Here is a 26,556-nt window from a genome sequence, read left to right as displayed (position 1 = left end):
GAAGCGGAGGACCCGCCGGCGACTCGCGCGGCCGGCGGGCCCTCGGGGGAGTCAGCCTCCTACGGCTGACATGCTCCGCGACTCGGCGGGGGGCGTTTGCCGGGCGCGGAGAGCTTCGAGGCCGAGGAGATCGTCCGCTTCCGCGTCCGGGGTCTCCTCGTCGAACCGGGCCAGCGCCGGGTGGCGCAGCGCGATCGTTATCGTCGTGGCGATGGCCAGGCCGCAGACGATGTACAGCAGGCCGATGCCGCGGCCCTCGCCGACGCCGATCACCCGGCCGACGGTGCCCGCCAGGGGCCCGTCCGCCCGCATCAGCGGCTCGAAGACCAGCCCCACCAGCCAGGCCTGTACGGCCAGGCCGACCGGCTGGGTCGAGAGGGCGAGCATCCGGTTGATCGAGATCACCCGGGCGTGGTAGCGCTGCGGCACCTTGGAGTGGATGATCGTCAGCCAGATGCCGTCGCTGATCGTCATCATCAGCGACATCCCGAACGCGCCGACGGCGATCAGCACGAGGGACGGCCGCAGGCCGGCGATCGCACAGAAGACGCCGAGCACCCCGGCGGCCGACAACATGCCGAACATGCGGCGGTTGCGCGGACCACCCCACAGGGCGATGGTCAGGCCGCCGCAGACCGCGCCGATCCCGGCGATCAGCGCCACCCGCCCGGTGTCGGCCAGCTCGCCGACCGACAGCACGAGCGGCGGGATCATGATGAACCCGGTGAACAGGAAGAAGTTCACGATGAACATGGTGAAGGCCATCGCCCGCAGGCCCCGCCGCCGCAGCAGGTAGCGGAACCCGTTGCGGATCTCGGCGTTCACCGTCTCCCTGCGCCGCCACGCCATCGTCGCGGGGAACCTGACCAGCAGGGTGACCGCGAACGCCAGGGCGTAGCAGACGACGTTGGCGGTCAGGATGCCGGTGATGCCGATCAGGGACAGCAGCGCCACCGAGAACAGCGGGACCATGAGCTGCGCGACGGCGTTGCCGAGCTGGACGACGCCGCCGACGTGGTGCAGGTAGTGCTTGGGCGCGAGCTGGGGCCCGGCCGACTGCCAGGCCACCCGTTGCAGGGTCACCGACACCGACAGCAGCACCAGCAGGCCGTACAGGACGGGCATGGTGAGCGTGTCGGTGGCCACCTGTGCCAGCAGCGCGGCCTGGACGGCCAGGGACAGGCCGTCGGCCGCGAGCATGGCCCGTTTCCTGTCGTACCGGTCGACCAGGGCGCCGATCAGCGGCGCCAGGATCAGGCCGGGTACGAGGGCGATGATCGCGAACAGCCCGAACTGCACCAGCGAGCCGGTCTTCAGGTAGGCCCAGATCGGGATGGCGAACTCGGTCATCACCGCGCCGATCATGGAGACGATCTGGCCCGTCGCGACCGTGAAGAACCGGCCGAGACTGGGCTGCGCCCCGGCCGTGCGGGCCCGTGCGTCGGACGACAGCGCCTCCGCCCACCACGTCTCCGCGTCGTCGTGGCGGGGCCGCCACGCGCCGGGGTCGTCCACCGCCGTGTGGGCCGTCGTCACGATCCGGGCGAGCTCCTCGGTGCGATACCTGAGGAAGTAGTGCCCGGCCTCGGCGAGCACGACCAGCCCCGTCGTCTCCGACACCGCGTGCCAGTCGCGGTAGCGCTCCTGGTAGAAGTCGGTCAGCGCGTCGCGGTCCCCGATCACCGAGATGACCGGAGCGCGCAGCTGCGGGCTCTGCCGCTCGACCAGCTCGGTGAAGTAGTCCTCGCCGGCCCGCGCGTCCACCCGCATCGTGCGGATGATGTGGTCGACCTGGTCGGGCTCCAGGTCCTGCAGGTCGGCGCCCATCGCGCGGAGCCAGTTCGCGTGCGCGTTGGCGTTGTCGAGCCGTTTGCTCCGGAAGATCCGGCCGAGCAGCCCGTTGATGCCCTTCGTGGGGGTGGCGAAGGGGAAGCTGCCGCCCATGTAGACGGCCTCGATCCGGCGCCCGGCCGCCTCCAGCCGCCGCGCGATCTCCGCCGTCAGCGCGCTGCCCACGCAGTGGCCGTACAGGGCGACCGGGCCGCGGACACGGGCAATCACCTCGTCGGCGATCCGCTGCGCGGCCTCGTGGAACGGCAGCACGTCCTCTTCCACGCCCAGCTCGTGGCCCGGCAGGGCGACGGCGAACAGCGCGTGGCCGGACGGCAGCGCGTCCGCGAGCGGCTGGTACACCATCGCGCTCGCCCCGCCGTACGGGATGCAGACCAGCGAGAGGACCGGCGACGGCACCGGGCGGGTGAGCTCCACGAGCAGGCCGCGCGGGCCGTCGGAGCCGGCCTCGTCCGGCCCGCCGTTCGCCCGGTCGGCCAGCGCGGCGAGCTCCCGCACGGTCCGGTTGGCGATGGCGTCGAGCACGGTCACCTGGTAGCCGTCGGACGGCAGGACCTGCCGCAACTTGGCGACCATCCGGATCAGCAGCAGCGAGTGACCGCCGAGGGCGTTGAAGTCGGCGTCGACCGAGATCGCGTCGATGCCGAGGACCTCCCGCCAGACCCCGGCGACCACGACCTCCGTGGGGGTGGTGGGCTCGGCCAGGTCACCGGCGACGGTCACCACCGGGTCGGGCAGCGCCCTGCGGTCCACCTTGCCGTTCTGGTTGAGCGGGATGATCTCCAGCGGCACGAACACCGACGGCACCATGTAGTCGGGCAGCCGTCCGGCGCAGTGCTCCGCCAGGTCGCCGACCTCCCCGCCGGCCGGCACGTAGTAGGCGACGAGCCGCTTGTCCTCCGGCGTGAAGGCGTGCACGGTGACGACGGCGTCGCGCACGCCCGGGTGATCGAGCACGGACGCCCTCACCTCGTCCAGCTCGATCCGGTAGCCCCGGATCTTCACCTGGTCGTCGAACCGGCCGAGGAAGGCGACGTTGCCGTCGGGCAACCAGGAGACCCGGTCGCCGGTGCGGTACATCCGCCCGCCCGCCGCGAACGGGTCGGGCAGGAACCGCTCGTCGGTCAGGTCTGGCCGGTTCAGATAGCCCCGCGTCACCCCGACGCCACCGACATACAGCTCGCCCGGCACGCCGACGGGGCACAGCCGCCGCGCCGCGTCGAGCACGTACATCCGCATGTTGGGCAGCGGACGGCCGATCGGCACGACCTCGACGAGCTGCCGATCGCGCACCGGGAACACGCAGGTGCCGACGGACGCCTCAGTGGGGCCGTACTCGTTGATCAGCCGGCCGGGGCCGAGCATCTCCAGCCACCGGTTGGCCATCGACCCGGGCAGCGCCTCGCCCGCCACGACGATCTTCCCGGCCAGCGCGTCGGCCTGCGCCGCGTCGATCTGGTGGCCGAGCACCTCCAGATGTCCCGGAGTGCACTTGATGAAGTCGTACGGACCGCCCGCCACTAGAAGCGCGCCCAGCTCGCCCATGTCGAAGTCCTGGGGGAGCACGGTCACCCGGCGGCCGACGGCGAGCGGCGCCCACAGGTTCGGCACCACCAGGTCGAACGCCACCGAGCCGAAGAGGGGCGCCCCGCCGTCGCCGTCGCCGGCCAGTTCCTCGACCGCCCACCAGACGTGGTTGACCAGGCCGCGGTGGGTGACCTGCACGCCCTTGGGGCGCCCGGTCGACCCCGACGTGAAGATCACGTAGGCGAGCCGGTCGAGGTCGTACGGCACGCCGACCGGCTCGGCGGGCTGCGCGTCGACCGCGCCGCCGTCCACGTCGATCACCTCGGGATCGCCGGGGACCCCCGCGAACAGCCCGGCGTACGCGGCGGAGGTCAGCACCAGCGGCGTCCGCGCGGTGTCGAGCATGTCGGCGATCCGCTGGGCCGGGAACTTCGGGTCCATCGGCAGGTAGGCCGCGCCCGCCTTCCACACCCCGAGCAGGCAGGCGATCAGCTCGGGCCCCCGGTCGAGCAGCACGCCGACCGTGTCCTCCGGGCCGATCCCGCGTCCGCGCAGGAGCCGCGCGACCTGGTCGGCCCGCCGGTGGAGCTCCGCATGCGTCAGAGTGCGGCCCTCGAAGGCGACCGCCACCGCGTCGGAGCCCGCGTGCCGTTCCAGCAGTTCGGGCAGCGCCGCCTCGGGGTACGGCCTCGCGGTGTCGTTCCATCCGCCCAGGGCGAGCTCGCGCTCCTCGCCGGTCAGCAGCTCCAGCTCGGCCTGCGGGGTGCCAGGGGCCGCCGCGATCCGCTCGGCGAGCGCGCGGAAATGGCCCGCGAGCCGGGTCACCGACGCCTCGTCGAACCGGTCCCTCTGATACGTCAGGTAGAGCTTGGGGTCGTCGGCCTCGCCCAGATGCACCAGCAGGGCCAGGTCGTAGGTGAAGTCGTCGACCTCGTGCTCCCAGACCGACGCCGTCAGGCCCGGCCACCGGCCGCGCTGGTCGCGGAAGGCGCGGAGCGAGAAGCCGACGGTCGACAGGGAGAACCGGCGCGCGTCCCGGTCGCTCAGCGACTCGGCCAGCTCCGCGAACGGCAGGTGGTTGGCCACGGCCTCACCCAGCCCGCGCCGGACCCGCGCGGCCACCTCGGGAAAGGTCGGGTTCCCCGAGAGATCGGCGCGAAGCGGGAGCGGGTTGACGAAGCAGCCCACGACCGGTTCCAGCTCCATGCGGCGGCGGCCGCCGTTCACCGAGGCGATCGTCAGGTCGGAGCCGCCGGTGTAGCGCGACAGCAGCATCGAGAAGACGGTGAGCAGCGCCACGAACGGCGTCGTGCCCGGTCCGCCGGCCGCTCGCAGAGCGTCGAGCGTCTCGGCCGGCAGCGTGAACAGGTGGGAGCCGCTCCGCTTGCCCGCCGCGACGCCTGTCCCGGTGCCCGTCCCCGGGGCACGTTCCGGATCCTTCTCCTTCGCCGTCGGCAGCTCGACCGCCGACGCGCCGTCGAGCCGGTCCCGCCAGTACGCCACCCGCGCGGCCCGCTGCTCGGGAGTCAGCTCCCGGCGGGACCACAGCGCGTAGTCGGCGTACTGGACGGCCGGCCGGGTGACGTCGACGGGCCGGCCCTCGTGCGCCGCGGCGTAGGCGGTGGTCAGCTCGTCGACGACGATGCCGACCGACCACCCGTCGCAGGCGATGTGGTGGCAGACGAACAGCAGGACGTGGTCCTCGTCGGCGAGCCGGACCAGCGTGGTGCGCAGGAGCGGCCCCGTCGTGAGGTCGAAGCGTTCCACGGCGGCGGCCAGCGTGATCTCGCGCGCGCACTCCTCCCGCTCGTCCCCGGGGAGCGCGCGCAGATCCTCGATGTCGAACGGCGCGGGTCCCGGGGGGAGGACGACCTGCCGCGGTTCCGGACCGTCGCCCTCGTAGACGGTTCGGAGCACCTCGTGCCTGGCCACCAGCGCGTCCAGGGCGGCGGTCAGGGCGGGCACGTCAAGCGGGCCGGTCAGCCGCAGGCCGATGGTCGCGTTGGGCGCGGGAGCGCCCCGGCCCAGTCGCGAGCCGAGCCACATCTGCGCCTGCTCGTAGGAGCACGGCAGCGGCCCGTCGGGCCGCGGCGTCGCCCCGATCCCCGGCCCGGATGCGGCCCGCGCCGCGAGAAGCCGGCGCAGGGCCTCCTTCCTGCGTGGGGAAAGCGACGCTATTAGATGGTCGTTTTCAGTCGTCGGCGTTATGGTCACCGAGCGTTCTCCTCTCCGCGCGCGAATGCGCAGGAAACCTGCCGGCGGACTGCCGGCGGTGAACGAGAAAACGCTTTTACGGCCGATTCGCAGATGGGTGACGCGATTCGGCCGGAGAATTGTGGGAGCGCTCCCACGGGGGTTGTCTTTTTACGATACGGGAAACGTTCCTGTAACGCAAGCCCTACGGTGAGCAGGCGATAATCGCGGAATGCATCGGGAACATTTCATTCCGTAATCAATTCCGGACAACTAAACATGAGCTTCTGTCGCCATTACCGGTGAACACACCGGACTGTCGGATATTTTGACTCGGGTCGTCGGACCAACGGTTTCAAAATGCTTTCTTGCGTGAACGGCCGAACGCGTCTTATGTTGTCCGCCGTATATCTCTCGGCAGAGGCGCCGCCGAGACGAGGGCCTCTCTGCCTCCTCGATCCCACGTTTTCCAGAGATCGGCGCGCCCGGTCTCCACAAGGAGAAGGAGGACGCCGATGACCGATGAATGGCAGCCGTTCGTGCTGTCCCCGGACGGCTCCGACGCGACTCCGCAGGCGCTGGCCGACCGGTTGCGCGGCCTCGACGTGGGCGCTCTGCTCGTCCGCGAAAAGGCCGTGGTGTTCCGTGGCTTCAACGTCACCGCCGAGACTCTCGACCTGGTGATGGACCTGCTGCTGCCCAACCGCCTCGCGTACGTCCACGGCAACTCGCCGCGTACGAAGGTGGGCGGCAACGTTTACACCTCGACCGAATATCCGCCCGAATACACGATCTCGATGCACAACGAGTTGTCGTACTCGGCGAGCTGGCCGTCCCGCCTGCTGTTCTTCTGCCAGAAGGCGGCCGAGACCGGCGGCGCCACGCCCGTGGTCGACGGCGTCCGCTGGCTGCGGTCGCTGGACCCGGAGGTCAGGGAGGCGTTCGCCAAGGGCGTCCGATACACGCAGAACCTGCACGACGGCCGGGGGCTCGGCAAGAGCTGGCAGGAGACCTTCGAGACCGACGACCGCGACCAGGTCGCCGCGTTCCTCGACGGCATCGGCGCCGACTGGCAGTGGCGGCCCGACGGCGGCGTCCGCGTCTCGCAGACCCGGCCGTCGACCACCCGCCACCCCGTGACGGGGGCCGAGGTGTGGTTCAACCAGTCCGACCAGTGGCACCCGGCGTCGCTCGGGGACGAGACCGCCGCCATGCTCGCCGAGCTCATGCCGCGCGAGGAGCTCCCGCAGTCGGTGACGTTCCCGGACGGCACGCCGATCCCGGACGAGTACGTCATCCAGGTGCGGGACCGCGGGCTGGACAACGCCGTCGACGTCGACTGGCGCGAGGGCGACCTGCTGCTCATCGACAACGTGCTGGTCGGGCACGGCCGCCGGCCCTTCACCGGCTCGCGGCGCGTCCTGGTCGCCATGTCCGACTGACTGTGACCTGATCGGCCCGACGGGGATCGGCCTGACCGGGTCCGGCGGGAACCCGCCGATCGAAAACGTGACCGTCCAGACAAGGGGGACCGTTGTGAACGACCACGCCTTCCGGCTGGGGGTCGCCGCGACCTTCACCGCCGACCCGCTCGCGGAGCCGCTGCGCTTCTGGCTGGCCGAGGCCGGCCTCGGCGGCGGCCCCGCCTTCGCCCCGTACGGCCAGGTCTTTCCCGCGCTCCTCGACCCCGGCGACGTGTTCGGCGGGCCCGGGGCGGTCGCCGTGCTGGTGCGGGCCGAGGACCTGATCCAGGGCGACGGCCCGGCCGCCGTCGGCGCTGCGGACTCTGTTGACGCTGCGGATGCCGCGGACGCTGCGGACGCGGTGGTCGCCGACCTCGTGGCGGCGCTGCGGACGTCGGCGCGAGGCACGCGCGTCCCGCACGTCCTGGTCGTCTGCCCGCCCTCCCCCGGAGGAGGGGCGCACGCGGCGCACGCCCGGCTGACGGCCGGCGTGGCCAAGCGCCTCGCGGACGACCCGGCCGTCTCGGTGCTCGACGGGGCCGAGCCGTACGAGCCGGGCGGGGTCGTCGCCGGCCGCGCGGGCGGCGGGGGCCCTCAGCGAGACGGGGACGGCGGCCACGACGAGGGCGACGGCGTGCATGACGCGTTCGCCGACCGGACCGGCAACATCCCCTACACGGAGCGCTACTTCGCGGCCCTGGCCGGCGCGATCGTCCGCCGCGCGCACGCGATGCGCACCCCCCGCCCCAAGGTCATCGTGGCCGACTGCGACGGCACGCTGTGGGACGGCGTGGTCGGCGAGGACGGGCCGGACGGGGTGGAGATCGGGCCCGCCCGGCTGGAGGTCTGGCACGAGCTGGCCCGGCAGGTCGAGGCCGGGCGGCTGCTCTGCCTGTCCAGCAAGAACGACGAGGACGACGTGCGCGCGGTCTTCGCCCGGCATCCCGAGCTGCCGATCGGTCTCGACCGGATCACCGCCACGCGGATCGGCTGGGGGGCCAAGTCGGCCGCCCTGCGATCCCTCGCGGACGAGCTGAACCTGGGGCTCGACTCGTTCGTGTTCCTCGACGACAGCCCGGTGGAGTGCGCGGAGGTGCGCGCGGCCTGCCCGGAGGCGCTGACGCTGCGGCTGCCCGCCGACCCCGCCGAGGCGGCGGCGTTCCTGCGGAACTGCTGGCCGCTCGACGTGACCACCGTGACGGCGACCGACCGTGACCGCACCCGCCTCTACCAGGAGGAGCGCCGGCGCGACCGGGCGAGAAGCGAGATGTCGCTCGCCGACTTCTTCGCCACCCTCGACCTGCGCGTCACGATCACTCCCGTGGGCCCGGAGCACGAGGCGCGGGCCGTCCAGCTCGCCGGACGCACCAACCAGTTCAACCTCTCCGGCGAGCGTTCGCCCGGCGGTGAGCGGCATGTCGTGGCGGTCGGCGACCGGTTCGGCGACTACGGCGTCGTGGGGCTCACCGCCGTGCGGCAGGACGGCGACACGCTGCGGGTGGACGCGTTCCTGCTGAGCTGCCGCGCGCTCGGCCGCGGCGTCGAGCACCGCATGCTCGCCCACCTCGGCGCGCTCGCCGCCGGGCGCGGCCTGTCCCGGGTGGCGCTGGCCTTCCGGGAGAGCGCGCGCAACCGGCCCGCGCGAGACTTCCTCGACGGCCTGCCCAGTGTGAGGGAGGACGGCGAGGGCGTCGTCTGGTACGTCCTGGACGCCGGCGCGGCCGCGGCCGTCGCGTACGTCCCGGGCTCCCGTACGGCGGCGGCCGAGCCCACGGCGACGGAGCCGGAACCTCAGCCGGGGACGGAGCCGGCGGTCCCGGCGGGCGAGCCTCAAGCCGGAGGCCCGGCCGACTGGGCCCGGATCGAGCGGATCGCCACCCGCCTCACCTCGGCCGGCGCCGCTCTGGACGCGATGCGGCACGACCGCCCGCGGATCGGCCCGGTGGACGGCGCCAGTCCCGTCGAGGCCTCCGTCATGCGGTGGTGGGCCGAGCTTCTCGACACCCCGCCCGCGTCCGTGGACGACGGCTTCTTCGAGCTGGGCGGCCACTCGTTGCGGCTGGTCCAGTTCATGGCCCGGGTGCGGGCCGAATACGGCGTCGAGCTGCCCTTCGACACGCTTTACACCACCTCGTTCACCGTGGCCCAGGTGGCCAAGGTCATCGAGGAACGGCAGCTGGCCCAGGCCGGGGACGAGGAACTCGCCGGGCTGCTCGACGAGCTCGCCGGGCTGTCGGAGGAGGAGATCGACGCGCTGCTCTCCGCCGGGGACGGCTGATCCGCGGTGGCCCTGATCCTGCTGAGCACCCACGGCACCAACGGCGACGTGCTCCCGTTCGTGCGGCTCGGCCGCGAGCTGGCCGCACGGGGGCACGAGGTCGCCGTGCTGACCCACGCCTGGTTCGCCGACCGGATCGCGGCGGCCGGGCTCAGGCACGTGCCCATCGACACCGACGAGGCGTACGACCGGCACCTGGACGACACGCGCACCTTCATGCTCGACCCCCTGCGCGACCCCGACGGAGTGCGCGAGCTCTACCGGCGCAACGGGCTCTTCGAGCAGCTCCGCGACGAGGTGCAGACGCTCAGGGAGCTTTACCGGCCGGGCGAGACGGTCGTGGTGGCCCGGCACACGTCGGGCGTGGCGGCGCTGATGGCGGCCGAGCTGTCGGGGGTGCCCGTGGCGCTGGTCGCGGTCTCGCCCAGCCAGTACGTCGCGCTGCCCGTCACCGGGCAGGTCTACCGGCATGTGCTCGGGCCGGGCTACGACGAGGTGTTCCAGGCGTTCGGGCTGCCCAAGGTGCGCGCGTGGGCGGCGTACCTGACCTCACCCCGCGTCCAGCTCGCCCTGTGGCCGGAGTGGTTCGACGCCGCCGGGCAGGCCGCGCCCGCCGAGGTCGTGCGCTGCGGGTTCGTGCTCGGCGACACGGCGGACGGGCCCGTCCCCGCGTGGGAGGAGCCGCCCGTGCTGATCACCGGGGGCACCGGCCAGGTGTTGCACCGGCGGTTCTACGAGGTGGCCGCGCACGCCTGTCACCGCCTCGGCCGGCGGGCCCTGCTGGTCACCCGGCACCGGTCGTTCGTGCCCGACCCGCTGCCTTCCGGCGTGGAGTGGACGGCGTCCGCCCCGTTCGCGTCGGTCATGCCGCACGTGGCCGCCGTCGTCCACCACGGGGGGATGGGCACGCTGGCCCGCGCGCTGGCCTCGTCGGCGCCTCAGGTGCTGCTCGCCCACGGCGTCGACCGCCCCGACAACGCCGAACGGCTGGAACGGGCGGGCGTCGCCCGCTGGCTGCCGGTCTCCCACTGGTCGCGGGACCGGGCCGCCGACCTGATCGCCGCGGCGCTCGCCGACGACGGCTACCGCGACCGGATCTCCCTGCTGGCCGCCGACGCCGCCGCCGACGTGGCGGTACGGGCGGCTGCCGGTCACGTCGAGGCGCTGATCGGCACGGACGGCAAGCCGGACCGCACCGGCCATCGGACGCTGACCGACGAGCGGGCACGCGCCGACCAGCGGGCGGAACGCCGCGAGCGGCTGGAACGGCTCAGTCCGGCGCAGCGGGCCCGGCTGGCCGCCGCGCTGCGCGAGCGGAACGGCCGCCCGTAGCGGCGCCCCGGCCGGGTGGTCACCCGGAGTCAGCCGGAACGGAGACCGGTGAGGATCATGTCGATCAGCCGGTCGTAACTGACGCCCACGTCTTCGGGCAGGCCGAACCCGCCGGCCGCCTCCAGGACGGCGAAGCCGTGGGCGGCGGAGCGGATGCAGCGGGTGGCGTGTATGGCGTCCGCCCCCTCCAGGCCGTAGCCCTTCAGCACGGTGAGCACGATCTCGACCAGCCGGTCGCCGGCACCGGAGACGGCCGGGTTAGGCGCCTGGATCGCGGCCGAGTAGCGCCCGGGGTGCTCCAGGACGTACCGGCGCCAGGCGTGCATGGCGGCGCGCACCGCGTCGTCGCGGGAACGCCCGAGCACGGCCTGCGCGATCCCGTCGCTGAGCTCGCCGTAGACGCGATCGGTCAGCAGCACACGCAGGTCGGCGAGGTTGCGCACGTGCTTGTAGAGCGAGGGCGGGGCGACCCCCGCCCGCCCGGCCACGGCCGACAGCGTCACCGCCTCCGGACCCTCCTCGTCGGCGATCCGCAGCGCGAGGTCGACCACCGCGTCCCGCGACAGCCCGGCCCTAGCCACGGGCGTGCTCGTTCAGGAACGGCAGCAGCGCCGCCGCGACCTCGGCGGGGAACTGGGCGTGCGGGTAGTGGCCCGCCCCGTCGATCATGACGACCCGGCCGAGGCCCTCGGGGAGGGCGGCCACGACGCCCGCGGCCTCGGCGGCGGCGTCCGGCCAGTCGGGGTCGAGCGTCCCGTTGATGATCAGCGCGGGGCACCTGACGTCGCCGAGCCGGGCGCCCGCGTCGGTCGGGGCCGACATGCCCATCTTCGTGATGACGGCCGCCCGCCCCGGCCGGCGCAGGTCGGCCAGCAGGGACGCCGTGAAGGTGTCGTAGTCGCCGGGCCGCACCCCGGGATAGGCGTGATCGAGGTAGCGCTTGAGCAGGCCGGGGCTGCGGAACAGCGCGGTGCTCAGCAGCAGCGAGACGCCCTTGCGGTAGCGCCCGTTCCGCACCAGAGCGCCCAGATCGATCTTCTGGGCCCGGGTGAACGAGCCGATCTCGGCGATCGCGCGGACCAGACCCGGCTCGGTGGCCGCCGCGATGGTCGCGCCGCCGCCCGAGAAGGAGTGGCCCACGATCGCGGCGGGGCCGCCGAGGTGGCGGATCAGTTCGAGCAGGTCGCCGGCGACGTCGGTCCGCGAGTAGGAGGCCCACCCGGTCGTCGACTCGCCGTGCCCGCGCATGTCGGGGGTCGCCACCCGGAATCCGGCCTCGACCAGCACCGGCACCAGGAAGCGCCATCCCCGCCTGTCGTCTCCGAGCCCGTGCGACAGAACGACCAGCGGTCCCTGCCCGGTCACGTCGTACGCGATCCGCCCATCCCCGATCTTCAGGAACTCCGTCATCTCGCCCTCCCGGTTAATGTTGTTAGCTGTAAAGCTAATGCTATTAGCCTGGATCGTCAAGTCCGGCGATATTGCCCTGAGGGAGGGGCTGGGTGACGATGGCCCAAGGACCCCGGAGAGTGAGGGCGCCGTGACGAATCCATGGCTCGCGCTGGAGCCGGGGGCCGACGCGGCCAGGCGTACCCGCGAGCTGCGCCGGGCCCACGAGCGCTTCCTGTCGGCCGGGTCCATCGCCGGGCCGGTCCGGCCGGTGGTCGCCGACTCCTGGCGGCGCTCGGCGCGCTGGGTCGACCCCGACGGGCTCGCGCCCGTGGAGCGGGCCGACGCCGAGCTGGACGAGCACCGCGAGCGGCATCCGCTCGCACAGGTGATGCCGCTCTTCCGCGAGCTGCTCGGCCCGATCGCCGACGACGGCCGTCACCTGCTCGCGGTCTGCGACGCGGAGGGCCGGCTGCTGTGGGTGGAGGGCCGCCAGGGCGTACGGGCACGGGCCGAGCGGATGAACTTCGTCCCGGGGGCCAGGTGGGACGAGCCGCACGCCGGGACCAACGCGCCCGGCGTCGCGCTGGCGGTCGACCACCCGGTGCAGATCTTCGCGGCCGAACACTTCAGCGTGCCCGTCCAGCCCTGGACCTGCTGCGCCGCCCCCGTCCACGATCCCCGCACCGGGCTGCTGCTCGGCGCCGTCGACGTCACCGGCGGCGATCACCTGGCCAGCCCGTACAGCCTGGGCCTGGTGCAGGCGGCCGCGCGGGCGGCCGAGACGCATCTGGCGACGCTTCCCGCGCCGGCGACCGCCTCCGTGACGCTCTCCGCGCTCGGCCGCGACGACGCCGTCCTCTCCCTGGGCCCCCGGCGGATCCGCCTCGGCCACCGGCACAGCGAGATCGTCGTCCTGCTCGCGAGCCACCCCGAGGGGCTGGACAGCGATCGGCTCAGCTTCGAGCTGTACGGCGACCGCAGGCTCAAACCGGTGACCCCGCGCGCAGAGCTGTCGCGGCTGCGCCACCGCCTCGGCCCGCTGCTCGACTCCCGGCCCTACCGGCTGCGCACGCCGGTGCTGGCGGACTTCCAGACGCTCTCGGACCACCTCGCCGCCGGCGACGCGGCGGCCGCCCTCGCCGCCTACCGCGGGCCGCTCCTGCCGTCCTCCGAGGCGCCGGGCGTGGTCCGGCAGCGCGGGCTCATCGACGACCGGCTGCGCGACCTGCTGATCTCCTCGCGCGACCCCGTCCTGCTGCGGCGGTGGGTCCGCACGCCCTGGGGAGCCGACGACCTCTTCGCCTGGCAGGCCCTGCTCGGCGCGACCGCGCCCGGCTCACCGCTCCTGCCCCGGGTGGCGCGGCGGGTCGCCGAGCTCGACGCCGAGCTCGGCCTGCCGCCCGGGTGACCCCCCGGGTCTGATCCCGTTTCCGATCCCGTTTCCGATCCCGTTTCCGATCCCGATCAGAGCCCGATCAGATCCCGGGCCGGCTCCGGTCTCGACCCCGGGCGCCGCATCGCTCACCCGCGTACGGCGCTGCCCAGCCAGCGGCGGGCCACGGCGGCCGCGAGAGACGGCGGCACCGTCCCCGAGCCGAGGCCGACGTCGACGAGCAGGTCGAAGACGTCACCGCGCCGGGCGGCCGTCTCGATCGCGGCGTCGATGAACGCGGGGTGGCGCGAGGCGCGGGCCAGCAGGTCGGTGGTGACGAGATGCCGCCCGAGCGCGCGGCGCAGCGAGCGCCGGTAGGCGGGCAGCGGACCTGCGGGGGACAGGACGGCCGCCTCCGCGGCGAGGCGGCCGGTCAGCAGCGCGTAGTAGATGCCCTCACCGGTCAGGGGATTGATGAAGCTGCCCGCGTCACCGGCGAGCAGCACGCGGCCCGCCCCCGGCTTCGGTCGGCCGGTGGACAGCGGCAGGTGATGGGCGCGCAGATCCCGGGCGGGCAGGTGCGGAAGCAGCCGGGCGAGCCGCCCGTGCAGCACCTCGCGGCCGGGCAGCCCGGTGGCCCGCAGCTCGGGCAGCAGCATGCCGAATCCCACGTTCGCGGTGCCGTCCCCCACCGGGAACGACCACGCGTACGCCGGCCAGCCCTCCCGCTGCATGGCGATGAGCTGGACGTCGTCGTCGGCCGGGACGTCGGCGTACCCCCGGACCGCGATCGCGGTGTGCCGGTCGGGGGAGGCGGGGATCCCGATCAGCCGCCGTACGGCGGAGTTGGCGCCGTCCGCGGCGATCACGGTTCCGGCCCGGACGGCGCCGTCGAGAACGACGTGGTCGCCGCCGTGGGCGAGGGCCCGCACGCGGTGGCGGCGCACCTCGATCCCCCTCGACCGCGCGGCCTCGACGAGCCGCGCGTCGAACACGAGCCGGGGGACCACGTGGTTGGGCCGGGCGACGGTCGCGAGGACCCGCGCCCCGCCTGGAGAGATCACCGACAGCCGCCGGGCCGGGCGATGGTCGGCGATGAGATCGGGCAGGCCCAGCGTCGCCAGCTCGGCGCGCGCGTGCGCCGCGATGCCGTCGCCGCAGGCCTTGTCGCGGGGAAAGGAAGCCCGATCGAGCAGGAGAATCCGGGCGTCCGGCCGGAGCTGCCGCGCCCGCAGGGCCGCCGCCGACCCGGCCGGGCCCGCGCCGACGATCACCACGTCCCACACGTCGTCCACCTGATCAAGGGTGCCACGCCGGGACGCGCCGAAACCGGTCCGGGCGGGTCCACGCGGATCGGACGCCATCCGGCGGCGGGGCCGGCGGTGGTTCAGGTGGCTCAGTCGGCTCCGGTGGCTCAGGCGGATCCGGCGGCAACGTCTCGGCAACATTTCCGAAACTAGCGTCGGGGGCGTCACCCCCGAACCTCCCGGAGGTCCCTCTCATGGCACGATACGCAGCGCCCGGACAGCCGGACGCCGTCATGGCGTACCGGGATCGTTACGACCACTGGATCGGCGGGGAGTACGTCCCGCCGCAGAAGGGGCGCTACTTCGAGAACCCCTCGCCGGTCAACGGCCAGTCCTTCACGGAGATCGCCCGCGGTACGGCGGAGGACGTCGAGCGGGCGCTGGACGCCGCGCACGGGGCCGCGCCCGCCTGGGGGCGCACCTCGGCGGCCGACCGGGCCGGCGTGCTCAACCGGATCGCCGACCGGATGGAGGAGCACGCCGAGCGCCTGGCCGTCGCCGAGACCTGGGAGAACGGCAAGCCGATCCGGGAGACGCTGGCGGCCGACATCCCGCTCGCCATCGACCACTTCCGCTACTTCGCCGGCGCCATCCGCGCCCAGGAGGGCGGCCTGGCCGAGCTCGACGAGCACACCGTCGCCTACCACTTCCACGAGCCCCTCGGCGTCGTCGGGCAGATCATCCCGTGGAACTTCCCGATCCTCATGGCCACCTGGAAGCTCGCGCCCGCCCTGGCCGCAGGCAACACGGTCGTGCTCAAACCGGCCGAGCAGACGCCCGCGTCCGTGCACTACTGGATGAGCCTGATCGCCGATCTGCTGCCGCCGGGCGTCGTCAACATCGTCAACGGCTTCGGCGTGGAGGCGGGCAAGCCGCTGGCCTCCAGCCCCCGCGTCGCGAAGATCGCCTTCACCGGCGAGACCACGACCGGACGGCTGATCATGCAGTACGCGAGTGAGAACATCAGGCCGGTCACCCTCGAACTCGGCGGCAAGAGCCCGAACCTCTTCTTCGACGACGTGTCGAGCGCCGACGACGACTTCTTCGACAAGGCGCTCGAGGGCTTCACGATGTTCGCCCTCAACCAGGGCGAGGTCTGCACCTGCCCCTCCCGTGCGCTCATCCAGCAGGGCCACTACCGGCGCTTCCTCGACGCCGCCGTGGCACGGACCGAGAAGATCGTGCAGGGCCACCCGCTCGACACCGCGACCATGGTCGGCGCCCAGGCGTCCAACGACCAGCTCGAAAAGATCCTCTCGTACCTCGACATCGGCCGGCAGGAGGGCGCGAAGGTCCTCACCGGCGGGCAGCGGGCCGAGCTCGGCGGTGAGCTGTCCGGCGGCTACTACGTCGAGCCGACGATCTTCGAGGGGGCCAACCACATGCGGATCTTCCAGGAGGAGATCTTCGGCCCGGTGGTGTCGGTCACCTCGTTCACCGACTTCGACGACGCCGTCAAGATCGCCAATGACACCCTGTACGGCCTGGGGGCGGGCGTGTGGACCCGCGACATCAACACGGCCTACCGGGCGGGCCGGGCCATCCAGGCGGGCCGGGTGTGGACGAACTGCTACCACGCCTACCCCGCGCACGCCGCGTTCGGCGGGTACAAGCAGTCGGGCATCGGCAGGGAGACCCACAAGATGATGCTGGAGCACTACCAGCAGACCAAGAACCTGCTGGTCAGCTACTCGCCCACCAAGCTCGGTTTCTTCTAGGCCGATGGGCGAGGTCTCCCGCGTGGGCCTGACCCCCGCGGCCGCCGATCTCATCCGGCGGCTGCGGGCGGACCACGGACCGCTGATGTTCCACCAGTCCGGCGGCTGCTGCGACGGCAGCGCCCCGATGTGCTACCCGGAGGGCGAGTTCCGCACCGGCTCCTCCGACGTGCTGCTGGCCTCGCTCGCCGTCGACGGCGTGGACGAACCCGTGACGTTCTGGATGTCCGTCAGTCAGTTCGAGCGCTGGCGGCACACCCACCTCACCGTGGACGTCGTCCCCGGGCGGGGCAGCGGCTTCTCCCTGGAGGCGCCCGAAGGGGTGCGTTTCCTGATTCGCTCCCGCCTGCTCACCGAGTCCGAGTTGGCGGAGCTGGCGGAGCTCGACGCGTCGTCCGCCCCCGGCGCGCCGTCAGCCTGAACAGGCGGCTGTGTCCGTACGCGGCTGTATGAGTACGGGGCCGTATGAGTACGGGGTCGTATGAGTACGGGGCCGTATGAGCACGTGCCCGTCCTCCGACCGCGACCGGAGGGCGGGCGCGTCCGGCTCACCGGGCGGCCAGCGCCGCGAGCCGGCGCAGGGATGTGCGGAGGAAGGCCGCGGTCAGGCCCTCCGTGGCGGTCCAGATCAGGCGTCCGGCGGCGCCGAAGGGCACGTCCAGGTCCTCCTCCCACACGACCGTGCTGCCTCCGGCCGGACGCGGCAGCACCCGGAACCGGCCGGTGCCGCGGATGATCCGGCCCGTGTGGCGCACGACGACCTCGTGCGGCGGGTCCCAGCGGGTGATCGTCATCGTGTCCGTGAAGCCGAGCGGGCCCACACCGGTGAACGCGGCCAGCCGGTCGCCCTCGCCGTGGCCTTCCCCGGCCACGGCCTCGGCCCGGGTGAGGAGCATCCACTCGTGGTGCCGTGGCCAGTCCGTCAGCACCTCGAAGACCCGCTCCGGGCTCGCCGCCACGTCGACCGCCACCGAGACACGACTCATGTCATCCTCTACGTTCGCCCGGCCCGATACGGATTCCCCGCCACAAGCTTCCCCGCTCTCGGGCGGCACCGTCCAAGGGCCGTTCGCGTGCTCGTCCGGGGAGTCGGGCGCGGAGGCGTTCTCGGGGGCGTTCAGGGAGTCGCTCGCGGGACCGTTCATGGGGCCGCCGCCCTTCCGTAACCGGCTCGACGCCCCTCCTCCGGGGAAGGGCAGGTGGGGCGCTGTTAGGTTGTGGGCATTTCGCCTGATAAACGCCTATAAATCGCGAGTGATGCCATGTCGCCACGATCTGCCCTTCCTCCGTCGCTCCTGCGGGCGCTGGCGCGCCCGGTGCCGGCCGGCGCCCTGTCCGACCTGCGGCACGTCGTGTTCGTCATGCAGGAGAACCGGTCGTTCGACCACTACTTCGGCACGATGCGGGGTGTCCGCGGGTACGGCGACCGCAACGCGGTCTCGACCCGCGCCTGGCGGCCGATGTTCGAGCAGGACGGCGTGCTGCCCTTCCCCGTACGGGAGGCGGCCGAGCGCGCGGGGGCCGATCCGATGCTGCTCGACACCCACGACCACACCTGGCTCGGCACCCAGAACGCCTGGGCGATGGGGTGGAACGACGCCTGGACGCCCAACAAGGGCCCGTCCACGATGGCCTACTACGACCGGCGCGACCTGCCCTTCCACTACGAGCTGGCGGACGCCTTCACGATCTGCGACGCCTATCACTGCTCGTTGCTGACCTCGACGACCCCCAACCGCAACTACCACATCTCCGGCTACACCGGCTATGAGCCGGGCACGGAGCAGCGGGCCGTGGACAACGGCGCCTGCGAGGAGGACGGCCACGCGGGCTACGACTGGACGACCGTGCCCGAGCTGCTGACCGAGGCGGGCCACTCGTGGCAGGTCTACCAGGAGTGGGACAACTACCAGTGCAACAACCTGGAGTTCTTCGCGACGTTCAAGGCCGTCATGGCGAAGCTCGGGCTGAGCAGCATGCACTCCTTCTACGAGAAGGTCAGGGCGTCCGAGGACCCGGCGCCGATGCTCGCCGACCTGGCCGAGCGGGCCGGCCGGCTCGGCCCGGCGGACCGTGAACTCTACGACCGGGCCCTGCGCCGCGCCCGCACCGGCGGGCTCGCCGAGTGGTTCGCGGCCGACGTGGCCGCGGGACACCTGCCGGCGGTGTCGTACATCGTGACCTCGCTCGCCGACTCCGAGCACCCCGAGGGGTCGTCCCCGGCGGAGAGCGGAAGGATCATCTATGACGTGCTGGACGCCCTGGCGTCCCATCCGGAGACGTGGGCGCACACCGCCGTCTTCATCACGTACGACGAGAACGACGGCTTCTTCGATCACGTGCCCCCGCCGGTGCCGCCGGACGGCACGCCGGAGGAGTTCGTGGGCGGACGCCCGATCGGGCTCGGCATGCGCGTGCCGATGATCGTGGTCTCGCCGTGGAGCGTGGGGGGCTACGTCTGCTCGCAGACGTTCGACCACAGCTCCACCGTCCGTTTCCTGGAGACGTGGCTGGGCATCAGGGCTCCGCGCATCGGCGCGTGGCGGCGGACCGTGGCCGGTGACCTGACCTCCGCCTTCGACTTCGCCAACCCGGTAGCCAACCCGGTAGCCGACCCCGTAGCCAACCCTGCCGCCGGCCCACTCGCCGACGCCGTCGCCAGTACTGGTGCCAGCCCTGCCGCCGACACGGCCGCCGGCCCTGTCGCGCCGGGCGGGCCCGCGGGGGGAGACCGCAGGCCGGTCCTCACCGGCCGCTGGTATCCCGAGGTGCCGCGGGAGCCGCGCATGCCGGTGCAGGAGCCCGGCGTGCGGCCCGCCCGGCCGTTGCCGTACCGGCCGGACGCCTCGGCGCGGGTCCGCGGCCGGGCGGTCGAGATCACCATGACCAACACCGGCACGGAGAGCGCGCACCTCACCCTCTACGGCTACCTCGGGGAGCTGCCCAAGCCCCTGCACCTGGACGTGCTCGGCGCCGCCCGCGAGGTCGTCTACTTCCCGTGCCCGACATACGACCTGGTCCTCACGGGGCCCAACGGATTCCGCCGGGAGTTCCGCGGCGGGCCCGCCGACCCCGTGGAGGTGACCGGTGCGATCGACCCGGCCACGAGCACGCTTGACCTGCTCGTCGACAACCGGGAAGACGGTCCCCTCGACGTCACGATCACTCCTCTGGCGTACGGCGGGACGGCGGAGACCCTCCGGGTGGCGGGCGGCGGACGCGGCCGGTTCTCCTGGCACGCGCCGACCGGCTGGTACGACCTGCGGGTGGAGGTGGCGGGCCACCCGGGCTTCGGCCGTCGTCTGATGGGCCGCATCGAGGACGGCGGGCCAGGCGTCACCGGCTGACCCGTGTCACCCGGTTGCTGCGTCACCCTGATCGCTGTGTCACCCCCGATTGCCATGTCGCCCCTGTCCTGTGTTGTCCCTGTCGCTGTGGTGCCCTGTCCTGTGTTGCTCCGCGTCCAGGGCGGGTAAGGGGAGCGTGCCGGTCGGGTAGGTGATGTGGCATGTCGGTGACTGTGGCGCTGGCGGGGGACACGATGCTGGGCCGGGGCGTGGGCGACCTGATCGGCCGGTCGCCCGACCCGGCTCGCTTCTTCTCGCCCGGACTGCGCGAACGGATCGACGAGGCCGACCTCTTCCTGCTCAACCTCGAATGTTGCGTCTCCGACCGCGGCCGGCGCTGGGAGGCGCCGGGCAAGCCGTTCCACTTCCGGGCGCCGCCGAAGGCCGCCGACCTGCTCGCCGGTCTCGGCGTCGGATGCGTCACTCTGGCCAACAACCACGCCCTCGACTATGGCCCGGAGGCGCTGCTGGACACGCGGGAGCACCTGGCGCGGCTGGGCGTGCGCTGTGTGGGCGCGGGCGCCGACGAGAAGGAGGCGCGCCGGCCCGAGATCATCCCCATCAGCGGTGTGTACGTCGGCGTGCTCGGCGTGACCGATCACCCCGCCGAGTTCGCCGCCGCGCCCGACCGGCCGGGCGTGGCGTACGCCGACCTGACGGCGGGCGTGCCGGCCTGGCTGGTCGAGGCGGTCCGCGACCTGCGCCGCCGGGCCGACGTCGTGCTGGTGACGCCGCACTGGGGCCCCAACATGACCGACCGGCCCCGGGCCTACATCCGGTCCGCCGCCCGGACTCTTACCTGGGCCGGGGCGAGCCTGGTGGCCGGGCACTCGGCGCACGTCTTCCACGGGGTGGAGCCGCCCGTGCTGTTCGACCTCGGCGACTTCATCGACGACTACATCGTCGACGAGAACCTCCGCAACGATCTCGGGCTGCTCTTCCTCGTCGCCCTCGACGACACGGGGCCGCTCCTGCTGCGCGCCGTGCCGATCAAGCTGGAGTTCGGCCGGACCCGGCTCGCGGACGACGAGGAGCGGCGCTGGATCCGGGACAGGTTCACCCGGGCGTGCGCCGGGTTCGGCGTCGCAGTTCAGGAGGAGGGGGACGAACTGGTCATTGAGCTGCGATAACGCGGTGCGGATCCGCGTGTTCCGCCCGCGCGGCGACGGCGTCGATGCCACGATGCGGAGGGTCCGCCGTCAGCGAAGGAGCTGATCTCGTGCCCGGGTTCGTCCGTCCCGTCACCGATGAGCGCGACGCGCTGCTCGCCTTTCTCGACCAGCAGCGTCTCGTGCTCCGGGTCGCGGCTCACGGCCTCACCGACGCGCAGGCCGCATCCACTCCCACTGTGAGCGCGCTCAGCGTGGGCGGCCTGATCAAGCACGTCACGTTCGCCGAGGACATCTGGGCCGACATCGTCATGGGCACGCCCCCCGCGAGGTCGGAGGAGGCGTATCACCGGGCGTTCCGGATGCAGCCCGGCGAGACACTCGCGAGCGTGCTGGACGAGTACGCCGCGGTCGCCCGGCGCACCGAGAAGGTGATCGGCGGCGTGCCCGATATGGGCCAGGCGGTGCCGGTCCCGGCGGACTGGCCCTGGCCGCCCGACGGCGCCGACGCCTGGTCGGTGCGCTGGGTGCTGCTCCACCTCATCGAGGAGACGGCACGGCACGCGGGCCACGCCGACATCGTCCGCGAGACGATCGACGGGGCGACCGCGTTCCCGCTGCTCGCGGCGGCGGAGGGCTGGCCGCCGAGCCCGTGGCTCACGCCGTGGACCCCCGCCGCCCCGGCGAGTTCTTGACCCCGATCGCGCCTGAACCCGCCCGACCGCGTCAGGCGCGGACGAGCGGCGTGTCGACGAGGTGCTCGGCCAGGAACCAGGCCTGCAGTTCACCCGTACGGATCACCTCGGAGACGAGCAGGTCGTTGGTCCCGTCGTCACCCATCTCGCCCGCGCGGGCGGCCGCGTCGTGGCTGGCCACGAGGATGGTCTCGTGCGCCTCCAGGAGGCGGGAGAGCATGGCCGGCACCTCCTCCACGCCGTCCGGCGGGCGCGGGATGACGGTCATCTCGGCCACCTGACGCGGATCGCCGACCGCGACCCCGCCGAGGGTCTGCACCCTTTCGGCGATCATGTCGATGATCGGCAGCTGCTCCTCCGCGTGCTTGTCGAGGAGCAGGTGGAGCTGGTAGAAGGTGGGGCCCCGCATGAGCCAGTGGTGCTTCTTGTAGAGGCTGTAGAGGATCTGTGTGTCCGCCAGGATCTGGTTGAGCCGCTGACATGAGTACTCACGAGTCTCCCTCGGCAGACCGACGGGGAAATCGCGAACCGTGCCGAACTCCTGTATCTGCATCCCTCTCTGGTGCAGCCACGGCTGGCTGCTCGCACGGGAATGGACTCTGGCGGAAGATTTGGCGGCCAAGGCGGCTCTCCTCCCTTTTTGGTGAGTAATGCACCTATAGAGAGTCTTCCACCGGATTTGTTGGGCAGTCTGCGCGGAACACCAAAAGGGGGCATCTCTTGGTAATGGGCGGTTGACCGCGTCGCTTCAGGCCCGTTCAGGTTCAGTCGGCTCCGATTGATCCACCGCTTCCGCGGGGTCTACTGTGGTGCCGTGTTCCGGATCGGGGAGTCGGCGGTGTTGCTGGGCGTGAGCGCCGACACCGTGCGGCGCTGGGTCGACTCGGGACGGCTGCCCGCGCAGCGCGACGAGTACGGCCACCGGCTGATCTCCGGCCCCGATCTGGCCGCCTTCGCCCGTTCCCAGGCGGCCCGCGACGAGCGGGGCGGCGCGACCTCCTCCGCCCGCAACCGCTTCCGGGGCATCGTCACCGAGGTCACCAGAGACGGCGTCATGGCCCAGGTGGAGATCGCCGCGGGTCCGTTCCGTGTCGTGTCGCTGATGAGCCGCGAGTCGGCCGACGAGCTGGGCCTCGCGCCGGGCGTCGTGGCCGTCGCCGTGGTGAAGTCGACCAATGTCGTGGTGGAGCTGACCGGCTCCTGACACGCTGATCGGCCGGGCCGGCCTCAGGCGTCCACGGTCTCCCGTGGCTGGAACCGCGCCGCTGTGCGTTCCGCCGTCCTCCGGGCCCATGCGCCGGTGGTCGCGAAGCCGACGCACAGGACGAGCGCGCCGTACGCGGCGTTGATCCACCAGGCGGTGTGCGCGGCGGCGGCGAACCCCGGACCTGCGACGCCGGCGGAGACGACGGCACCGGCCACGGCGACGCCGAGGGACTGGCCGACCTGGCGGCTGGTCGACGCCACCGCCGCGGCCACGCCCGCCTGCTCCATCGGCATTCCCGACACGGCCGTGTTGGTGATCGGCGGGTTCAGCACGCCGAAACCGAGACCGAAGACCACGTAGATCGCCAGCAGCGCGGGCAGCGGAGTGTCCGGGGTGGTCCGCGTGAGCAGCGCCCCGGCCGCCGCCAGGCCCACGCCCGCGACGATCAGGGACGGGCGGGGGCCGCGCGTCGCCACGAGCCGGCCGGACAGCGGTCCGAACACGGTCGCCATCACCGCGACCGGCAGGGTGCAGAGCCCGGCGTCCAGGGCGGAGAGGCCGCGCTGGTTCTGCAGCACAAGGGTGTTGAGGAACAGGAACGACCCCAGGGCGGAGAATCCGGCCACCGCCCCGACCGCGGCCCCGGCGAACGGCGCGCTACGGAAGAACCGGACGTCGATGAGCGGCTGGTGACGCCGCGACTCGTAGAGCACCAGCCCGGCGAGGGCCGCGGCGGCCACGGCGAAGCAGGCGGCGCTCACGGCGGCCCCCGCGGCCGGGCCCTCGATGATCCCGTACGTCAGCGTCCCGAGCATCGTGATGACGAGCAGCTGGCCCACCGGATCGATCCTGCGCGCCCTGGGCGCCTTCGACTCGGGCACGAACAGCCGGGTGAGCACCAGCGCGGCCACGCCGATCGGCACGTTGATCCAGAAGATGGCCCGCCAGTTGACCGAGTCGGTGAGCAGGCCGCCGACGACCGGGCCGAGGGCCATGCTGACGCCGACGACACCGCCCCACACGCCGATGGCCTGCGCCCGTTCCCGCCGGTCCGTGAACGTGTTGGTGATGATCGACATGGCCACCGGGTTGAGCATCGAGCCGCCGACCGCCTGCACGACCCGGAAGCCCACCAGCCACCCGAGGCTCGGGGCGAGACTGCACAGCAGCGAACCGGCGGAGAAGACCACCAGCCCGATCTGGAAGACGCGCCGCCGCCCGACTCGGTCGCCCGTCGAGCCGGCCAGCATCAGCAGACTGGCGAGCGTCAGCGTGTAGGCGTCCACGGTCCACTGGAGCCCGGAGACGGGCGCGCGCAGGTCGTGGCCGAGGGAGGGGAGCGCGACATTCACGATCGTGTTGTCGAGCGCCACGATGAGCAGGCTCATGCAGCAGATGAGAAGAACCAGGATCCGCCTGCCCCGGCTCATATGGCGCCCTCCCCCTGGTTAGCTGGACTAACGACACTATATGTGTACTGATCGGGCGCATCCGGACGGGGGAAGAGGGCCGGGAGACGGCGGGCGGGCGTCTCCCGGCCGCCGGTTCAGACCTCCAGCCGGTCCTCGATGGACCGGAGGTGGTGCCGGGCCATGGCGAGGTTGGCCCGCCCACGGTCCAGGGCGAGATAGAGGAACAGGCCTTTGCCCGCCCGCCCGGACAGCGGGCGGATGAGGTGATACTGGCCGCCGAGCGTGATGAGGATGTCCTCGATGGTGTCGTTGAGCTTCAGCGCGTCCATCGCCCGCAGCTTGGCCTTGACGACCTCCGTGTTGGCGGCGGACGCCACCTGGAGGTCGAGCTCCTTGGAGCCGCCCAGTGTGCCCAGCGCCATGCCGCTGCCGTAGTCGACCACCGCGGCCCCGATCGCGCCGTCGATGGCCATCATGTCCTTGAGGGACACGTCCATGTTGCTCATGTGCTCTTCTCCGTTCCGCGTTCGACGATGGCGGCGAGTGTGGCCGCCGTCTTGCGTCCCTCGATCCGCAGCAGGCCCAGGTTGGCCCCGTGGCCCGCGAGTACGGTGAGGACGAGCTTGGGCCCCGCGGCGTAACAGGCGGCGTGGCCGTGGGTGGCGGAGATCAACGTCTCCTCGAGCGCGCCGATGCGGGCCAGGCCGGCCATCCGGCGGCTCATGGACAGCAGGGCGGAGGTCAGCGCCGCCGTCTGCTCGGTGCCCTCGGGCAGGTCGGTGGTGACGAGCATCCCGTCGACCGTGCATGCCAGAACGCCGACGATCTCCGGTGTGCGCAGGCGCAGCCGGACGAGCTCCTCGTGCACGTCATGGCGCAGGTCCATCGAGACAGCCTTTCCGGTCCGCTTGAGCCAGGTACGTGTGATCACCGCAGCGCCTCTAGCGCGTCGCGCAGCCTGATGAGCAGCTCGACGTCGGAGGCGTCGCCTGTGACGGACGGCAGCGCTCCCGGCCCCGCGCCCTGGCGGGTCGATCCGGCCGGCCGATCTGCCTGATTCGCCTGGCCTGCCCGATCGCGCTGCGCCTTGGTCGCGCCGGGAGTCCGCCGGGCAAGTGCCACCGTTTCCGACGCCCCCGATGCCCCCGATGCCCCCGCCGGTGTCGCAGGTGCGGCGGAGCCCGCCGGGGGATCGGGTGACTCGCCGTCCGCCGGCTCGTCGGGGGACGCGAGCAGCCCGGCCGCCGCCAGTTCCCGTACGGCGAGCAGGACGCCGTACATCGGACGACCCAGCCTGCGGGCCAGATCCGCCGGGGTGGCCTGGGCGTCCGCCGCGACCAGCAGCTCCCACTGGAGGGACGTGAGCACCACCCGTGCGCCCGGCGGCCGGCGGACCGGGACGACCGGCAGGGCGTCCAGCGCTGGGGACGGCCAGGCCCGCTCCAGCCGTGCCCGGCGGCGGGCGCACTCCCTGAACAGGCCGGACACGGTGAAGAACCAGTGACTGCCGAGCCAGTGCGCCTCGCCGTCCTTGAACCGGGGGCGGGCGGACGACGGCCGCAGCAGGAAGAACGCCGCGTCCAGCGTGGCTCCGAGCACGCAGAACTGGAGCTCGCCCCTGCTCAGCACGCCTCGGCGCACCAGCAGGTCGCCCCCGCCGCCGGGTCCGGCCGTCTGGCGCGCCCCGCGGATCCCGCCCGCGGCGATGCGGCCGGAGGCGGCCAGCAGGTCCTCCACGCCCGGCGTCACCGCGCACTCGGCGTACGAGACCCGGCCGCGGTCGAGGAAGAGGGTGCCCTCCTTGCCCACACGCAGCGCGCCGGTGGCTCCGCCCTCGGCCAGGTCGGTGAGAAGGGCGTCGATGGTCGGTGCGGCCATGACTCAGCGGGCCGCACGCTCGCCCGGGACGGCCCGCAGCCGGAGCCGCGCGAGCGCGAGGTTCGCGCGGTCTCCGTCGAGGCGCAGGCACAGCAGCAGGGGACCGTCGACCACCGTCTCGACCGGGCGGATGAGGTGGTAGCCGGCGTCCGTTGTCACGATGACGTCCTCGACGCGCGCCGCCTGCTCAGGGGAGGCGAGGGCGATCCCGTCGAGGACGGCGCGGAAGACGTCGCCGAGACCGTCGGCCGCCCGCACCGGATCGGGCACGCCCTCGGCCGCCACCGGCATGCCGCTGGTGTGGTCCACGAGAACGGCGCCCACCGCGCCGGGTATGGACATGGCCTCGGAGAGGCATTCCTCGATTCCGATCACCCGTGACTCCTCGCCGCCGATTCAGCGGCCAACATTAGAGGAGCCGGTCCGTCTTCTCCGATAAACCCGAAACGGGTGGGATAAGCGTATTAGTAACCAG

At 72.6% G+C, this 26,556-nt stretch carries 21 protein-coding genes; 10 read left to right on the top strand and 11 right to left on the bottom strand.

Annotated elements, in window-relative coordinates:
- Positions 1-51: 51 nt before the first annotated feature.
- Positions 52-5,592 (bottom strand): non-ribosomal peptide synthetase/MFS transporter, encoded by a 5,541-nt coding sequence (locus tag JOL79_RS04905; protein ID WP_210154440.1) that lies wholly within the window; start codon positions 5,590-5,592, stop codon positions 52-54.
- Positions 5,593-6,086: 494 nt separating this feature from the next.
- Here JOL79_RS04905 and JOL79_RS04900 point away from each other — a divergent pair, with 494 nt between their 5' ends.
- The 3 genes from JOL79_RS04900 to JOL79_RS04890 all read left to right on the top strand — a co-directional run bounded on the left by JOL79_RS04900 (position 6,087) and on the right by JOL79_RS04890 (position 10,644).
- The gene (locus JOL79_RS04900; protein ID WP_210154439.1) at positions 6,087-7,013 is read left to right on the top strand and encodes a TauD/TfdA family dioxygenase; all 927 of its coding nucleotides are present in this window, start codon (positions 6,087-6,089) and stop codon (positions 7,011-7,013) included.
- Between the two features lie 94 nt (positions 7,014-7,107).
- Complete coding sequence (locus JOL79_RS04895; RefSeq protein ID WP_210154438.1) at positions 7,108-9,312, top strand: HAD-IIIC family phosphatase; 2,205 nt, start codon at positions 7,108-7,110, stop codon at positions 9,310-9,312.
- Between the two features lie 6 nt (positions 9,313-9,318).
- Complete coding sequence (locus tag JOL79_RS04890; protein WP_210154437.1) at positions 9,319-10,644, top strand: glycosyltransferase; 1,326 nt, start codon at positions 9,319-9,321, stop codon at positions 10,642-10,644.
- A gap of 29 nt (positions 10,645-10,673) precedes the next feature.
- Here the strand turns inward: JOL79_RS04890 and JOL79_RS04885 are convergent, their stop codons facing one another.
- On the bottom strand, positions 10,674-11,225 hold the full coding sequence (locus JOL79_RS04885) for a TetR/AcrR family transcriptional regulator (protein ID WP_210154436.1): 552 nt from the start codon (positions 11,223-11,225) through the stop codon (positions 10,674-10,676).
- Positions 11,218-12,054, bottom strand: coding sequence for an alpha/beta fold hydrolase (locus JOL79_RS04880; RefSeq protein ID WP_210154435.1), 837 nt, complete (start codon positions 12,052-12,054; stop codon positions 11,218-11,220). The genes JOL79_RS04885 and JOL79_RS04880 overlap by 8 nt, the downstream gene beginning before the upstream one ends.
- Positions 12,055-12,184: 130 nt before the next feature.
- On the opposite strand from JOL79_RS04880, the gene JOL79_RS04875 reads away from it, so the two are divergent.
- On the top strand, positions 12,185-13,444 hold the full coding sequence (locus tag JOL79_RS04875) for a GAF domain-containing protein (RefSeq protein ID WP_210154434.1): 1,260 nt from the start codon (positions 12,185-12,187) through the stop codon (positions 13,442-13,444).
- Positions 13,445-13,557: 113 nt separating this feature from the next.
- Here the strand turns inward: JOL79_RS04875 and JOL79_RS04870 are convergent, their stop codons facing one another.
- Positions 13,558-14,703 carry an NAD(P)/FAD-dependent oxidoreductase gene (locus JOL79_RS04870; protein ID WP_307848317.1) on the bottom strand — a complete coding sequence of 382 codons (1,146 nt, stop codon included), beginning with the start codon at positions 14,701-14,703 and terminating at the stop codon, positions 13,558-13,560.
- A gap of 206 nt (positions 14,704-14,909) precedes the next feature.
- On the opposite strand from JOL79_RS04870, the gene exaC reads away from it, so the two are divergent.
- Both exaC and JOL79_RS04860 read left to right on the top strand, forming a co-directional pair.
- Positions 14,910-16,433 carry an acetaldehyde dehydrogenase ExaC gene (gene exaC, locus JOL79_RS04865; protein ID WP_210154432.1) on the top strand — a complete coding sequence of 508 codons (1,524 nt, stop codon included), beginning with the start codon at positions 14,910-14,912 and terminating at the stop codon, positions 16,431-16,433.
- 4 nt (positions 16,434-16,437) lie between these two features.
- Positions 16,438-16,854 (top strand): DUF779 domain-containing protein, encoded by a 417-nt coding sequence (locus JOL79_RS04860; protein WP_210154431.1) that lies wholly within the window; start codon positions 16,438-16,440, stop codon positions 16,852-16,854.
- A gap of 127 nt (positions 16,855-16,981) precedes the next feature.
- Here the strand turns inward: JOL79_RS04860 and JOL79_RS04855 are convergent, their stop codons facing one another.
- On the bottom strand, positions 16,982-17,419 hold the full coding sequence (locus tag JOL79_RS04855) for an SRPBCC family protein (protein ID WP_210154430.1): 438 nt from the start codon (positions 17,417-17,419) through the stop codon (positions 16,982-16,984).
- A 276-nt stretch (positions 17,420-17,695) separates the two neighbouring features.
- Here JOL79_RS04855 and JOL79_RS04850 point away from each other — a divergent pair, with 276 nt between their 5' ends.
- The 3 genes from JOL79_RS04850 (at position 17,696) to JOL79_RS04840 (ending at position 21,584) form a co-directional block, all read left to right on the top strand.
- Positions 17,696-19,780 carry a phosphocholine-specific phospholipase C gene (locus JOL79_RS04850; RefSeq protein ID WP_210154429.1) on the top strand — a complete coding sequence of 695 codons (2,085 nt, stop codon included), beginning with the start codon at positions 17,696-17,698 and terminating at the stop codon, positions 19,778-19,780.
- 161 nt (positions 19,781-19,941) lie between these two features.
- Positions 19,942-20,910 carry a CapA family protein gene (locus tag JOL79_RS04845; protein ID WP_210154428.1) on the top strand — a complete coding sequence of 323 codons (969 nt, stop codon included), beginning with the start codon at positions 19,942-19,944 and terminating at the stop codon, positions 20,908-20,910.
- 89 nt (positions 20,911-20,999) lie between these two features.
- Positions 21,000-21,584 carry a DinB family protein gene (locus JOL79_RS04840; protein WP_307848315.1) on the top strand — a complete coding sequence of 195 codons (585 nt, stop codon included), beginning with the start codon at positions 21,000-21,002 and terminating at the stop codon, positions 21,582-21,584.
- A gap of 31 nt (positions 21,585-21,615) precedes the next feature.
- Here JOL79_RS04840 and JOL79_RS04835 read toward each other — a convergent pair whose 3' ends face one another.
- Positions 21,616-22,137 (bottom strand): Dps family protein, encoded by a 522-nt coding sequence (locus JOL79_RS04835; protein WP_210154426.1) that lies wholly within the window; start codon positions 22,135-22,137, stop codon positions 21,616-21,618.
- A 261-nt stretch (positions 22,138-22,398) separates the two neighbouring features.
- Here JOL79_RS04835 and JOL79_RS04830 point away from each other — a divergent pair, with 261 nt between their 5' ends.
- A complete protein-coding gene (locus JOL79_RS04830; RefSeq protein ID WP_210154425.1) occupies positions 22,399-22,788 on the top strand; it encodes a TOBE domain-containing protein in 390 nt (129 codons plus the stop codon).
- A gap of 23 nt (positions 22,789-22,811) precedes the next feature.
- On the opposite strand, the gene JOL79_RS04825 is transcribed toward JOL79_RS04830, so the two are convergent.
- From JOL79_RS04825 to JOL79_RS04805, 5 genes are all read right to left on the bottom strand, one after another.
- Positions 22,812-24,221 (bottom strand): MFS transporter, encoded by a 1,410-nt coding sequence (locus tag JOL79_RS04825; protein WP_210154424.1) that lies wholly within the window; start codon positions 24,219-24,221, stop codon positions 22,812-22,814.
- Between the two features lie 116 nt (positions 24,222-24,337).
- Positions 24,338-24,709: a hypothetical protein gene (locus JOL79_RS04820; RefSeq protein ID WP_210154423.1), complete on the bottom strand. Its 372-nt coding sequence runs from the start codon at positions 24,707-24,709 to the stop codon at positions 24,338-24,340.
- Positions 24,706-25,134 carry a roadblock/LC7 domain-containing protein gene (locus tag JOL79_RS04815; protein ID WP_307848314.1) on the bottom strand — a complete coding sequence of 143 codons (429 nt, stop codon included), beginning with the start codon at positions 25,132-25,134 and terminating at the stop codon, positions 24,706-24,708. Before JOL79_RS04815 ends, JOL79_RS04820 begins: the two co-directional genes overlap by 4 nt.
- A complete protein-coding gene (locus JOL79_RS04810) occupies positions 25,131-26,081 on the bottom strand; it encodes a MarR family transcriptional regulator (protein ID WP_210154422.1) in 951 nt (316 codons plus the stop codon). Before JOL79_RS04810 ends, JOL79_RS04815 begins: the two co-directional genes overlap by 4 nt.
- Before the next feature lie 3 nt (positions 26,082-26,084).
- Positions 26,085-26,456 carry a roadblock/LC7 domain-containing protein gene (locus JOL79_RS04805; protein ID WP_210154421.1) on the bottom strand — a complete coding sequence of 124 codons (372 nt, stop codon included), beginning with the start codon at positions 26,454-26,456 and terminating at the stop codon, positions 26,085-26,087.
- Positions 26,457-26,556 lie beyond the last annotated feature (100 nt).

It is taken from the genome of Microbispora oryzae, from assembly GCF_017896165.1.
Lineage (GTDB): Bacteria > Actinomycetota > Actinomycetes > Streptosporangiales > Streptosporangiaceae > Microbispora > Microbispora oryzae.
The sequence above is the reverse complement of the archived record's forward strand: the minus strand, read 5'-3'. Positions and strand labels throughout refer to the sequence as shown.

Bases quoted from the DNA above. Each gene is read 5' to 3' on its own strand.
- JOL79_RS04900 (WP_210154439.1), top strand. From the start codon at position 6,087: ATGACCGATGAATGGCAGCCGTTCGTGCTGTCCCCGGACGGCTCCGAC.
- JOL79_RS04880 (WP_210154435.1), bottom strand. From the start codon at position 12,054: ATGACGGAGTTCCTGAAGATCGGGGATGGGCGGATCGCGTACGACGTG.
- exaC (WP_210154432.1), top strand. From the start codon at position 14,910: ATGGCACGATACGCAGCGCCCGGACAGCCGGACGCCGTCATGGCGTAC.
- JOL79_RS04860 (WP_210154431.1), top strand. From the start codon at position 16,438: ATGGGCGAGGTCTCCCGCGTGGGCCTGACCCCCGCGGCCGCCGATCTC.
- JOL79_RS04855 (WP_210154430.1), bottom strand. From the start codon at position 17,419: ATGAGTCGTGTCTCGGTGGCGGTCGACGTGGCGGCGAGCCCGGAGCGG.
- JOL79_RS04850 (WP_210154429.1), top strand. From the start codon at position 17,696: ATGTCGCCACGATCTGCCCTTCCTCCGTCGCTCCTGCGGGCGCTGGCG.
- JOL79_RS04845 (WP_210154428.1), top strand. From the start codon at position 19,942: ATGTCGGTGACTGTGGCGCTGGCGGGGGACACGATGCTGGGCCGGGGC.
- JOL79_RS04835 (WP_210154426.1), bottom strand. From the start codon at position 22,137: ATGCAGATACAGGAGTTCGGCACGGTTCGCGATTTCCCCGTCGGTCTG.
- JOL79_RS04825 (WP_210154424.1), bottom strand. From the start codon at position 24,221: ATGAGCCGGGGCAGGCGGATCCTGGTTCTTCTCATCTGCTGCATGAGC.
- JOL79_RS04820 (WP_210154423.1), bottom strand. From the start codon at position 24,709: ATGAGCAACATGGACGTGTCCCTCAAGGACATGATGGCCATCGACGGC.
- JOL79_RS04810 (WP_210154422.1), bottom strand. From the start codon at position 26,081: ATGGCCGCACCGACCATCGACGCCCTTCTCACCGACCTGGCCGAGGGC.